9 protein-coding genes are annotated in these 12,837 nt (G+C 34.7%); all 9 read left to right on the forward strand.

The features are described 5' to 3' along the window. Window positions 1-221 precede the first annotated feature (221 nt). The 9 genes from ACTND6_RS09500 to rfbC all read left to right on the forward strand — a co-directional run bounded on the left by ACTND6_RS09500 (window position 222) and on the right by rfbC (window position 12,676). The gene (locus tag ACTND6_RS09500; protein ID WP_441023846.1) at window positions 222-950 is read left to right on the forward strand and encodes a hypothetical protein; all 729 of its coding nucleotides are present in this window, start codon (window positions 222-224) and stop codon (window positions 948-950) included. Continuing rightward, the gene (locus ACTND6_RS09505) at window positions 950-3,331 is read left to right on the forward strand and encodes an LCP family glycopolymer transferase (protein ID WP_441023847.1); all 2,382 of its coding nucleotides are present in this window, start codon (window positions 950-952) and stop codon (window positions 3,329-3,331) included. Before ACTND6_RS09500 ends, ACTND6_RS09505 begins: the two co-directional genes overlap by 1 nt. Before the next feature lie 75 nt (window positions 3,332-3,406). Continuing rightward, window positions 3,407-5,005, forward strand: a complete 1,599-nt coding sequence (locus ACTND6_RS09510) for a glycosyltransferase family 2 protein (RefSeq protein WP_441023849.1) — start codon at window positions 3,407-3,409, stop codon at window positions 5,003-5,005. After that, window positions 5,005-6,180, forward strand: a complete 1,176-nt coding sequence (locus ACTND6_RS09515; protein ID WP_441023850.1) for a MerR family transcriptional regulator — start codon at window positions 5,005-5,007, stop codon at window positions 6,178-6,180. Before ACTND6_RS09510 ends, ACTND6_RS09515 begins: the two co-directional genes overlap by 1 nt. 21 nt (window positions 6,181-6,201) lie before the next feature. Beyond that, window positions 6,202-9,102 carry a sulfatase-like hydrolase/transferase gene (locus ACTND6_RS09520; protein WP_441023851.1) on the forward strand — a complete coding sequence of 967 codons (2,901 nt, stop codon included), beginning with the start codon at window positions 6,202-6,204 and terminating at the stop codon, window positions 9,100-9,102. A gap of 90 nt (window positions 9,103-9,192) precedes the next feature. After that, window positions 9,193-10,107: a glucose-1-phosphate thymidylyltransferase RfbA gene (gene rfbA / locus ACTND6_RS09525; RefSeq protein ID WP_441023852.1), complete on the forward strand. Its 915-nt coding sequence runs from the start codon at window positions 9,193-9,195 to the stop codon at window positions 10,105-10,107. Between the two features lie 4 nt (window positions 10,108-10,111). Further along, window positions 10,112-11,143 (forward strand): dTDP-glucose 4,6-dehydratase, encoded by a 1,032-nt coding sequence (rfbB, locus tag ACTND6_RS09530; protein ID WP_178176850.1) that lies wholly within the window; start codon window positions 10,112-10,114, stop codon window positions 11,141-11,143. Then, window positions 11,143-12,066, forward strand: a complete 924-nt coding sequence (rfbD, locus tag ACTND6_RS09535; RefSeq protein ID WP_441023853.1) for a dTDP-4-dehydrorhamnose reductase — start codon at window positions 11,143-11,145, stop codon at window positions 12,064-12,066. The genes rfbB and rfbD overlap by 1 nt, the downstream gene beginning before the upstream one ends. A 1-nt stretch (window position 12,067) precedes the next feature. Next, a complete protein-coding gene (rfbC, locus tag ACTND6_RS09540) occupies window positions 12,068-12,676 on the forward strand; it encodes a dTDP-4-dehydrorhamnose 3,5-epimerase (protein ID WP_441023854.1) in 609 nt (202 codons plus the stop codon). Window positions 12,677-12,837: the final 161 nt, after the last annotated feature.

Below are 12,837 nucleotides of genomic sequence, written 5' to 3' on the forward strand. Positions count from 1 at the left end.
CTCATCTAACTAATCATTGTTCTGGAATAAGGCGTGGTAAGACCCTTTTCAAAGTAGTCAAAGCTACAGGGAGGACTACAAATCCACATTCACATATTTCAATATTCTACAGGATACATCGAACCGTTATCAATCACGGTTAAACAGGATTGATAGAAAGGAAAGTGTATATTGTGAATGACTTGTTTTATGAGTCTTCAACAATATACCAGGAGGGATGTATGGCTAATTCTATGAATAAAAAGAAAAAAGTAAAAATCAGTGGCATTTTAACAATCTTGTTATGCATAACTGCGATTGGTATTGTCGCGGCGCTTGGTTTTAATATTTACAAGATTAAAACAAGCAATACAGGTAATGGTGATACTGTTGAAACAGAAAAGGTTGATAACGAGTATTCCAATGAGAAATATTCCATTGGTAATAACCCAACAGATATCAACAAAAAATATTTCAAAGAATTGAATGAAGCTGTCAAAGGAAAAGACGTAAAAGATGAAAACGGTAATACATATACAGGGGAAGAAGCAATTGCGGAAACAGTTGTAAAGAACTTTATCTGCCAGTATTACACATGGACAAATAAAGATGGTAACTATGATATTGGCGGTATGCAGTATATTTATAGTCCAAAGCAGTCTGACTTTGAAACTTATACATTGTATAACTTCTATAAGGATATGGATTTATATCTATCAAAGGATGGTAGAAGTTCTTTGATTGAAGTGAAGAAAGTGACAATCAATAATGTTTCTAGAGTCGATGATTATACTGTGACATATACAGATGAAAATGGTGATGAACAATCTGCAGGTTTGCCATGCGTCAATGTTGAAGCTTCATGGGAATATGGTTCTGATACAAAAATGAATGCATCTGAAATTCAGACATCCGCTACATTCCATGTAGTGAATAATAACGATAGATGGGAAATAGGAGGTATTGAATAATGAGAGATCCTTTTGATAATTTAAATTTAGATCATACAGATACACCTTCTTTTCCTGATGAACCAGGAGAATTGGGAAATGTACCAAATAGTACAAGCATTCCAGCGTTTAATTTTAATTCTTCATTTAGAAGTGAACCAGAACAGCCTAAAGTTGTAGATGATGAGGAAAAGAGTACAAGTATCCCAGCATTTAACTTTAATAAGCCAGTAGAAGAAACACCAAAAAAGAGTAATTCTGCTTTTGACTTAGAAGCATTTATGAATGAAGATGAGGATCAGAAAAGTTCTGCACCATTATTTCCTGATGTACCAGTGGAAATTGAACAACCTGATTCACCGTTAGAGGCAACAGAGCAGACTGTTCAGTTGCCAACAATGACAGATGATTCTAATGGTGGTGGAAACAATATTCCTCCACAAACACCAAAGAATAAAAAGTCTAAGAAACCTAAAAAGGGCGAATTCAAAAAAGAGCCAACCGTTTTAAATATTATTGTTACAATTTTTACAATTGTAGCGAATATTCTTGTTGTTTATATTTTGTTTAATACAACAAAGTTCTCTAGTATTGGTCAGAATATCTTTATGATGATCAATATTGTAGTACTTGCGATTCTTCTTTTATTGGACTTATTAGTCATTTTAATGATTCGTACGAGAAAAATTGCATTGTTTGTGATTTCTATCATTGTTTTATCACTCTTTGTTGGTGGTGGAGGCTATGGCTTCTATGCACTTGGAAGAGTGAATAAGAATGTCACAAAGATTACTGGAGAAAAGAAGGAAGAAGAGGTTGCGGCTTCTTTAGTTATTTACAGTGGTACAAGTGGTGATCCGATTACAGATGTTAAGGATCTTGAAGGTAGAAGAGTAGGAGTTGCCAAAGGTACAAAGACAGAAGAAATCGCAAAAACCAAACTTTCTTCCAGTAATACAAATGTTGAATATGTTGAAGTGAATGGATACACAGATCTTCTTTCTAATTTGATTACAGGTGCTGTTGATTGTGCGGTTTTACCAGTTACATATCAATCTCAGTTTGCTGAAGATGAAAATTTAGCTGCATATCTTCCTGATACACAATCTATATTGGATTTCTCAGAAACAATTACTTCAGAAAGTGAAGCTGGTGCAAAAAAAGATATTACAAAAGAACCATTTACAGTACTTGTAACAGGTGAAAATGAAGGATTGGCAGACTCTATTATCTTGATGTCTGTAAATCCAATTTCCATGAAAGTTACAATGACTTCTATCGCAAGAGACTCTTATGTTCCTATCTCTTGTTATGGATCAAGTGATAAAATAAATGCAGCACATGCTTCCAGTGAATCTTGCATGGTGAAAACAGTTGAAAATTTAATGGGTATTGACATTGATTATACAATTGAGTTTAACTTTGCTTCAGTAATTAGAGTTGTTGATGCGGTTGGTGGAGTTGAAGCAGATATAGAAGTTGGATTTGATGCTCAGTGTTGGGATATTCCAACAGATTCATTAGCTGTATATCATATTAATCCTGGACATAACTATTTAGATGGAACAAAAGCATTAGGATATGTAAGAGAGAGAAATGCATTTCCTGATGGAGATTTTGCTAGACAACGTCATCAACAGGATGTTATTGAACAGATTATTCAAAAAGTTATGGCTTCAAAGAGTCCGCAAATGTTTTTAGACATTTTAGATGCTGCAGGTGATAATATCAAAACAAACTTTACTGTTGAACAAATGACTGGTTTCATCAATTATGCTCTGCAGAAATCTAAGAGATATTATGATTCAAATAATGTTTCGGGATTATTTGATTTTGAGTCTTCTAGAGTTTATGGATACGCAGCTAATTTGTGGAATAGTAGTCTGCAAATGGATCTATGGATTTATCGATTATTTAATGGATCAATTCAAGATTGTGCAAATGCAATTAAACGTAATTTAAGCACAACTGCTACTCCAGATACACCAACTTCTGTCAGCTGGTCTGCTGCGAATACATTTACGCCAGATCCTGTATCTCAAGAGGTTTATAATGAGACTCGCATTACAGATGATGGCAGACCTGCTGATGTTCCAGAGCCAAGTGAATCTACAGAACCTACAGATAGTCCAAGTCCATCAGCATCTGCTAGTCCATCAACTACACCAGGAAATAATGGTGGTTCTAGCGAAACAGAGAATGGCTCTGAAAATGCTGGAGGATCCGAGGAAAATGGTAGTGGTTCCGGAGATACTAGTGGTGGTTCTGGAGAAACTGGTGGTGGCTCTGGAGATACTAGCGGAGGCTCTGGAGATACTAGCGGAGGCTCTGGAGATACTAGTGGAGGCTCTGGAGATACTAGTGGCTCAACAGGAGCAGAAGAAAGTCCATCAGAACAATAATGATGAAAAGCCTTATAAGTTACAGTATACTTACAGGGCTTTTTTTAATTGTTTGTTACGTGTAAAATATTGGTTATGGAAAATAACAGTTCAAAATTAGGCTTGATTAAGAAAGCATTTTATATATGGGCAGTACAGTATCATTTCGTGATACCGAAAGATATTCTGAAAATGTATGTTCATAAGTTTAGACATGAAAGTGAAAATATCTCTAAGTATGGGCAGAGATTTTTTGATCCTTCTAATGAAAAAGATTATAAGAAATGGTTAACTTTACAGGAATATAAAAAACAAGATGGTTTGTATACGGATATTACATTTGTTGGTAGAAATGTGAGTAATTTGAATGCTAATGGATTAGCTGCAGTATCTATGGATACAATGAATACATCTAGAATTCATACGTCATATACTTGTCTGGTTGGTGAAGGAATTCATTTATATGAACCATTTTTCGCATATTTGAATGAATGTGATTGCGATGCAATCTATTTTGATTCTGACTTATATGTGAATGGCGAAAGAAAATCTCCAAAATGTAAACCGGATTTTTCCTATCATACATTAAGGGGATTTAACTATATTGGAAATCTAGTGATTGTAAAAACCGAATTATTAAAACAGTTTGACGGGAAAGAAGTAGATATCTATAGATATTTATTAGAATTAAGTGATCAGAAGATTGAATGGAAACATATTTCTAAGATTGTGTATGGGGAAGCGGAAGATACATTTAATGTATACCCACTAAAGTCTTATATTGATGAACATCATATTCCATGTAAGTTAATGATGCATTCAGATTATGCATATCTGTCTTATCCTGTAAAAGAAGAACCACTTGTATCCATTATGATTCCTACAAAAGATGGTGTAGAGGATTTGAAGAAGTGCATTGATTCTATATTTGACAAGAGTACATATCGGAATTTTGAAATTATCATTATTGATAACAATAGTGAAAAAGAAGAAACATTTACATATTTTAAAGAACTACAGGAAAAGCATGACAATGTTCATGTGCATGCATTAAACATCCCTTTTAACTTTTCTATCATCAATAACAAAGCTGTAGAATATAGTCATGGTGAATATGTTGTATTAATGAATAATGATACTGAAGTTATTACAAAAGACTGGCTTGAAAAAATGCTTGGCTACGCACAACAGGAAAACGTGGGCAGTGTTGGTGTGAAACTGTATTATGGTGATGATTCCATTCAACATGGTGGTATTATCACTGGAAAAGGTGGTGGATTTGCACATCGCTATTATCGGAAACCGCATAATGAAAAAGGGTATATGCATACATTGGATATTCCAAATGATGTTGCCTGTTGTACAGCTGCTTGTTTAATGGTTTCTAAAAAGAAATATTTAGAAGTTGGGGGAATGAATGAAGAATTGACAGTTCAATTTAATGATGTGGATTTGGGCTTGAAGTTATTAGAACATGGATACTTTAATATTTTTATTCCTGATGTTGAATTATATCATTATGAATCTAAATCTAGAGGTATTGATAAAGATCCTAAAGCAGTAGAAAGATTTATGTCGGAAGTTAACTATGCAAAAGAGAATTATGCAAAATGGCTTGTTCATGATCCTTTCTACAATGATAATTTTGACAAGAATTATGATTATATGCTAATCGTAGGAACAGGAAGTAACTGATGAAAAAAGAAGGATACTATACGTCAGGTCAATTCGCGAAAAAAGCACATGTGACGTTACGTACGATTCGATGGTATGATAACAAGAATTTATTGAAACCTTCCTTTCGTACTGAAAATGGTACTAGATTATATACAGATGGGGATCTGGCGAAGCTTCAACAGATCCTTCTTTTTAAGTATCTTGGTTTTTCTTTGGATGATATTCGTGAAATGACAATGACATCTACAGATGAAGATTTTTTACTTGGCTCTCTTGAAATTCAAAAGAAACTTGTTCAGGAAAGAATCTCTGAATTACAGGATATGCACCAGGCGTTGTGTGATGCAACGGATGCCATTGAAAAGCATCAGTCAATGGATCAGATGTTGAATTTGATTCATATGACGAGTGCAGACCAGTCATTGAAGACACAATATCAAGATGCCACAAATGTATCTGCACGTATTCGTTTACATCATGATTATTCTACAAATCAACAAGGATGGTTTCCTTGGCTTCTTGAACAGATTCAATTAAAAGAGAATATGAATATTTTAGAAATTGGGTGTGGAAATGGTGCTTTATGGAAAGAAAATCTTTCTGTTTTACCACAAAATATTCATGTGACGCTATCTGATATTTCGGAAGGCATGTTAAGAGATGCAAGGGAATCCATTGGGAAAGATTCTAGATTTTCGTATAGACGATTTGATTGTCATAAAATACCTTTCAAAGAAAAAGCATTTGATATTGTGATTGCAAATCACGTATTGTTTTACTTTGATGATATTGATGTTGTATTAAAAGAATGTAAGAGAGTAATGAAGGATACAGGTGTTTTTGTATGCAGTACATACAGTCAAAGACATATGAAAGAAATTACTGATCTTGTACAGGAATTTGATCAGAATATTGTTTTATCTTCCGATTGTCTATATGAAGTATTTGGTTTAGACAATGGAAAAGAAATCCTATCGAAATATTTTAAAACAGTTGAAATGAAGAAGTATGAGGATGCCATTGAAGTGAATGAAGCAGAGCCACTCATTGCCTATATTATTTCATGTCATGGAAACCAGAATCATATTCTTTTAGATCATTATCGTGAATTTAGAGAATTCGTGGAAGAAAAAACAAAGAATGGATTTCATATCACAAAAGATGCGGGGATATTTATCACAAAAGTATTGTAGAAACGTGCTACAATTATCGGCATGTATAGAAGATTAAAAGACAAACACAAACATACACATTCTAGATATGCTTCTAAAAAAAGATATAAGAAAATTTTGTTGAAAAAAAATGAGACACTTCATGAGGATAAAAAGGAAAATGAAATCGTTCTTTATGAAGATAAAGAAGTATTTCAAGGAAAATTGAAGGCATTTATTCAAAAACAGAAACAGCTGCATCAAGAAGAAATTGCTTCAAAGGTAACATTGATTCAATCTGTTGAAGAATCAAAAGAACAAATGAAAGAATCTTTCTTGTCAAAAAAAGAAGAATTAAAACAAATCAAGAAAGAAGTTAAGGAACAGAAAAAACAATTAAAACAAGAAAAGAAGACTTTAAAACAGGCAAAGAAAAAGAATTATGGATTCTGGACAACAGTTTTTGTGACTCTTGCATGTACAGTTGCGGCATTGTTATTTTTTAGTGTGCAATGGATTTTCCGTACATGGCCAAACCTAAAGATGGATGAATTAATGTATCAGTTGACTGCACCTACAGAAGGCACGGCCTCCGATATGTATTGGGCATATTTTTATCAGGCAGGAATTCCAACAATTGTTTGTTTGATTGTTTTTGTGATTGTTGCGATTACTTTATCCTATGCATCAAAACAATTTAGAAACAAAGGGAAAGTTGCACTATGTATTTGTTCTGTAATTTGTATTGGTTTATCTTTAGTTGAAACAAATACAAAGCTAGATGCAACCAAATATTTTGAAAATAAAGGAGAGGGAAGTACTTTTATTGAATCTAACTATGTAGATCCAAAAGACGTTTCATTAACATTTCCAGAAAAAAAAAGGAATGTGATTGTTCTTTATCTCGAATCTATGGAAATGACATATGCGGATAAAGAAAATGGTGGTGGATTTGATGAAAATTTTATTCCTCAATTAACACAGCTTTCAAAAGAAAATGAGAATTTCTCTGGCTCAGATACTGTGTTGAATGGAGCACGCTCTACAAGTGGAACAACTTGGACAATGGGAGGGCTTTTTGCTTCTACTTCAGGATTGCCACTTATGCTTTCAATCGATGGGAATTCTATGGATACGCAAAATTCTTTCTTCAAAAATGCTACTGTACTAGGAGATATCCTTGACGAAGAAGGATATCAACAGGTATTTGCCTGTGGTTCAGATGCGACGTTTGGTGGAAGAAAACTTTATTTTACGGATCATGGAAATTATGCAATTCATGATCTGAACTACAGAAAAGAAACAGGAGATTTGCCAGAAGACTATTATGTCTGGTGGGGATTTGAAGATGAAAAGCTCATTGAATACGCAAAAGAAGATTTAACAAAATTAGCTTCTTCGAATCAGCCATTCAACTATACAATGTTGACAGCGGATACACACTTTGAAGATGGCTATGTTTGCAATCTGTGCCAGGATTTGCATGATGGAAATCGCTATGGAAATGTGATTTCTTGTTCAGATAAACAGGTAAGTGAATTTGTTTCCTGGATCCAACAACAAGACTGGTACGATAATACAACGATTGTGATTACTGGAGATCATCCAACAATGGACAGTGATTTCTGTGATCCTGTTTCTTCTGATTACTCAAGAAGAGTGTATACAGCGTATATTAATGCAGATCCAATAGAAAATCATTCTAAAGGAGAACGTCAATTCACAACACTGGATACTTTTCCTACAACGTTAGCAGCAATGGGTGTTTCTATTGAAGGAAATCGTCTTGGCTTGGGTACAAATGTTTTTTCAGGTGAAGAAACACTGCTTGAAAAAGATGGTATGCAGATGATTAATACAGAGTTTTCTAAGAAATCTGATTTCTTGAATGCATTGGCAGATGTGAATCCGAATGCAGAAGGCATGCGTAATCGAGGATCTGTAGTTGGATTGGATTTCCATGTGGATGAAGTGAATGAAGATACATTGAGTGTTACTTGTGATGATTTGTATGGCATTAATGGAACATTGAATAGCCTGGAATTGTTTGTACAAGATAGTGATGGTAATCAAACAAGTAATATCATGAACTATACTGGTGAAGGTACATTTAAAGCACAGATTACAGTTTTGAATGGAAATATGGATTCTGTATATATTGGTGTAGATGCACATAGTACAGACAGTGATAAAAATCCTGTGACGGAAAGAATCTTTGAATACAGTGGAAATGTACGTATGTTCCCATCAAATGATCTAACAAGCTTTTTGAACGAATTAAATGCTTTAGATCGTAATAGATACACAATTCTTATGAATACACAGGGCATTGGTGTAACGAATTTCAGTGAAAACGAAAAAATTTTATTAGGAAAACTTGGTGCAGGTAATGTTGCTTCGAGTGATGGTGAAGCTGCTTTTGCGGTGATTGATGGAAATGCATCGTATTCTAAAGTTTCGGATGACTATTTAAGAGAAGGTGGAACGTTATCTGATGGAACACCATATGTGATTTCATCTTCTTCAAACAGTGAACAAGCATCTTCTATTCTGCTTGGTGATGACTATGATGATTATTCTAGACAAGCTGAAGGAATCAATGTAGTTGTGTGGGATAAAGAAACACAATCGGTTGTTTGTTCAACATATTATCAACAGATGAGTAAGGCACCATCTTTTGATAGCATTTCAACGAGGACTTCATTATTAAGCAATGATGTAGAAGTGATTGCGGATAATCCTATGCATTTTGATGATGTGAAACATGTTGTAGCTGTGATGTATGATAATGAAAAATGTTCTAAAGTTGAAGAAGTGACAATGACATTGAATTATGACAATACATATATCGCAACATTCAAAGATGTGAAGAAAGATTATTCAAATAAATCTATTTATGTCTATGCAGTATATGAAAATGGCTCACGACAACTTGTTGAAAAGTTTACGCATGATTCTAAATGAATTATGTGAAATTATGGAAATATCAAATAATACTTGAAGATGACGTAACGTCATCTTTTAATATACTTGTAATAACGGAGGAAACCTAAGATGAAAGGTATTATTCTAGCTGGTGGATCTGGTACAAGACTTTATCCACTCACTCGTGTCACAAGTAAACAATTACTGCCAGTCTATGACAAACCAATGATTTTCTATCCAATTAGTACATTGATGCTGGCTGGTATCAGAGATATCTTAATTATCTCTACACCTCATGATCTCCCTAATTTTGAACAGCTGTTAGGTGATGGCAGTGAATTTGGCGTTCACTTTGAATACAAGGTACAGGAAGTTCCTAATGGACTTGCACAGGCATTTGTATTAGGTGAAGAATTTGTTGGTGATGATACTGCCTGTCTGGTTCTTGGAGATAACATCTTCTATGGTAATCATTTTGGAAGTATGCTGAGAGAAGCAGTGAAGAATGCGGAAGAAAATCATCGTGCAACTGTGTTTGGCAAATATGTGAATGATCCAGAAAGATTTGGTATTGCGGAATTTGATGAAGAAGGAAAGGTTATTTCCTTAGAAGAAAAGCCGGTGCATCCAAAGAGCAACTATGCAGTTGTTGGCTTATATTTCTATGACAATCGTGTCATTCAATATGCAAAGGAATTGGAACCAAGTGCACGTGGTGAATATGAAATCACGGATTTAAATAAGATTTATCTCGAAGAAGGCGACTTGGATCTTCAGGTATTAGGTAGAGGATTCTCCTGGATTGATACAGGAACGATTGAATCTATGGCTGAAGCTACAAACTATGTCAGAAGTATTGAACACATTCAAGGCATTCGTATTTCTGTTCCGGAAGAAATTGCCTTCTACAATCAATGGATTGATGAAGATCAATTATTAGCGACTGCTGATCTATATGGAAAGAGTCCATATGGTGATTATTTAAGGAACTTGGCAAAGAATAGTATTCAAGGCCCAATTAATAAACAGAAAAAGGAGAAATAAGAAAATGAATATTTTAGTAACAGGTGGTGCAGGATTTATTGGTAGTAACTTTGTATTTCTGGAATTGAAAGAACATCCAGAAGATAAGATTATCTGTGTTGATAAGTTAACATATGCTGGTAACTTGAAGACATTGAAGGATGTTATGGATAATCCACAATTCAAGTTCTATAAGACAGATATCTGTGATAGAGAAGCAATTGACAAGATCTTCGCTGAAGAAAAGCCTGATATCGTAGTCAACTTTGCGGCTGAATCTCATGTAGATAGATCGATTGAAAACCCAGAAGTATTCCTGGAAACAAATATCATTGGTACAAGTGTATTAATGGATGCTTCTAGAAAATATGGCGTAAAGAGATACCATCAGGTATCTACAGATGAAGTATATGGTGATTTACCTTTAGATAGACCTGATCTATTCTTTACAGAAAAAACACCATTACATACATCTTCTCCATATTCTTCCTCTAAGGCAGGAGCAGACTTATTAGTCAGTGCATATCATAGAACATTTGGTTTACCAGTTACAATTTCTAGATGCTCTAATAACTATGGCCCATATCAGTTCCCTGAAAAACTGATTCCATTAATGATTGCGAATGCTTTAGCTGATAAGTCATTACCTGTTTATGGTGAAGGTTTAAATGTTCGTGACTGGTTATATGTTGAAGACCATTGTAAGGCAATTGATTTAATTATCCGTAAGGGTACAGTTGGTGAAGTTTACAATATTGGTGGACATAATGAAATGAAGAACATTGATATTGTTAAGATTATCTTGAATGAATTAGGCAAGCCTGAATCTTTGATTACACACGTCACTGACCGTAAGGGACATGATCAAAGATATGCTATTGATCCTGCAAAGATTCATGCAGAACTTGGATGGCTTCCTGAAACAATGTTTAAAGATGGTATCAAGAAGACAATTCAGTGGTATTTAGATAACAAAGAATGGTGGGAAGATATCATCTCTGGTGACTATCAGAACTACTATGAAGAAATGTATGGAAAGAAAGAAGTAATTGAGTAATGAAAGTATTTGTTACAGGTGTATGTGGTCAGCTTGGCCATGATGTCATGAATGAGCTGGCAAAAAGAGGATATGAAGGCGTTGGTTCTGATATACAGGAAGCCTATGCTGGTGTAGCAGATGGAACTGCGGTAACAACAGCTCCTTATGTTTCTTTAGATATTACAGATCAGGCAGCAGTTGAGAAAGTAATTACGGATATTCATCCAGATGTCATTGTGCATTGTGCTGCGTGGACTGCAGTGGATATGGCTGAAGATGATGACAAGGTTGCAAAGGTTCGTGCAATCAATGCTGGTGGAACACAGAATATTGCCAATGTTGCTAAAGCAATTGACGCTAAGATGGTATATATTTCTACAGACTACGTCTTTGATGGACAGGGTGAAACGCCTTGGCAGCCTGACTGTAAAGACTATAAGCCTATGAATGTATATGGTCAGACAAAGCTGGAAGGTGAACTTGTGGTTGCCAATACATTATCTAAGTATTTTATTGTTCGTATTGCATGGGTATTTGGCAAGAATGGAAAGAACTTTATCAAGACAATGTTGAAGGTTGGCAAGAACCATGATGAAGTGAAGGTAGTCAATGATCAGATTGGAACACCAACATATACATTTGATTTAGCTAGATTGCTTGTAGATATGATTGAAACAGATAAATATGGTTACTATCATGCGACAAATGAAGGTGGCTATATTTCCTGGTATGATTTCACAAAAGAAATCTATAAAGTTGCTGGATATACAACAAAAGTCACTCCAGTAACAACTGAAGAATATGGTTTGAGTAAGGCTGCTAGACCATTTAACTCTAGACTGGATAAATCTAAGCTTGTAGAAAATGGCTTTACACCATTACCTACATGGCAGGATGCGTTAAGAAGATATATTGATGAATTAGATATGGAGAATCTTTAATATGGGACAGATCAGTGTTGAAAAGAATGTTGGTGGAATTGAAGGCTTGTGTGTCATTACACCAGCAGTACATGGAGATAACAGAGGTTACTTCATGGAAACATATAATGAAAATGATATGAAGGAAGCTGGATTTGATATCAATTTTGTACAGGATAACCAGTCTATGTCAGTGAAGGGCGTATTGAGAGGTTTGCATTTCCAGAAGCATTTTCCTCAGTGCAAACTTGTTAGAGCAGTGAGAGGTTCTGTATTTGATGTTGCGGTTGATCTTAGAAGTGATTCTAAAACATATGGGAAATGGTATGGCGTTGAATTGACAGCTGAAAACAAGAAACAGTTCTTGATTCCTGAAGGTTTTGCACATGGCTTCTTAGTGTTGAGTGATGAAGCTGAATTCTGTTATAAAGTGAATGATTTCTGGCATGCCAATGATGAAGGTGGCTTAGCTTGGAATGATCCTGAAATCGGTATTGAATGGCCTCATTTAGAAGGCACTTATCCAGGTAGTGCAGATGCAAGTGGATATCATTTAGATGATGGCACTGCTTTGAATCTTTCTGATAAGGATCAGAAATGGTTGGGATTAAAGGATACATTTAAGTTTTAAGGAAGATGTAGTAAAATAAGGACAGCTGAGAAGCTGTCTTTTTTAAACATAAGCTAACTATATAAAAGTCAACAGAAATTGATGAAAAAGTTTGAAAATGAAATTCTTTGAACAAGTTAGTTTCAGAAGGTATCTGTTCTTTGAAAATGTGAATATTCAGG

Source organism: Bulleidia sp. HCP3S3_C9, from assembly GCF_052064035.1.
Taxonomy (GTDB): domain Bacteria; phylum Bacillota_I; class Bacilli_A; order Erysipelotrichales; family Erysipelotrichaceae; genus Bulleidia.

What these genes read in the sequence shown, in the direction of transcription:
- ACTND6_RS09500 (WP_441023846.1), top strand. Translation starts at nt 222, where the DNA reads ATGGCTAATTCTATGAATAAAAAGAAAAAAGTAAAAATCAGTGGCATT.
- rfbC (WP_441023854.1), top strand. Translation starts at nt 12,068, where the DNA reads ATGGGACAGATCAGTGTTGAAAAGAATGTTGGTGGAATTGAAGGCTTG.
- ACTND6_RS09510 (WP_441023849.1), top strand. Translation starts at nt 3,407, where the DNA reads ATGGAAAATAACAGTTCAAAATTAGGCTTGATTAAGAAAGCATTTTAT.
- rfbD (WP_441023853.1), top strand. Translation starts at nt 11,143, where the DNA reads ATGAAAGTATTTGTTACAGGTGTATGTGGTCAGCTTGGCCATGATGTC.
- ACTND6_RS09515 (WP_441023850.1), top strand. Translation starts at nt 5,005, where the DNA reads ATGAAAAAAGAAGGATACTATACGTCAGGTCAATTCGCGAAAAAAGCA.
- ACTND6_RS09505 (WP_441023847.1), top strand. Translation starts at nt 950, where the DNA reads ATGAGAGATCCTTTTGATAATTTAAATTTAGATCATACAGATACACCT.
- ACTND6_RS09520 (WP_441023851.1), top strand. Translation starts at nt 6,202, where the DNA reads ATGTATAGAAGATTAAAAGACAAACACAAACATACACATTCTAGATAT.
- rfbB (WP_178176850.1), top strand. Translation starts at nt 10,112, where the DNA reads ATGAATATTTTAGTAACAGGTGGTGCAGGATTTATTGGTAGTAACTTT.
- rfbA (WP_441023852.1), top strand. Translation starts at nt 9,193, where the DNA reads ATGAAAGGTATTATTCTAGCTGGTGGATCTGGTACAAGACTTTATCCA.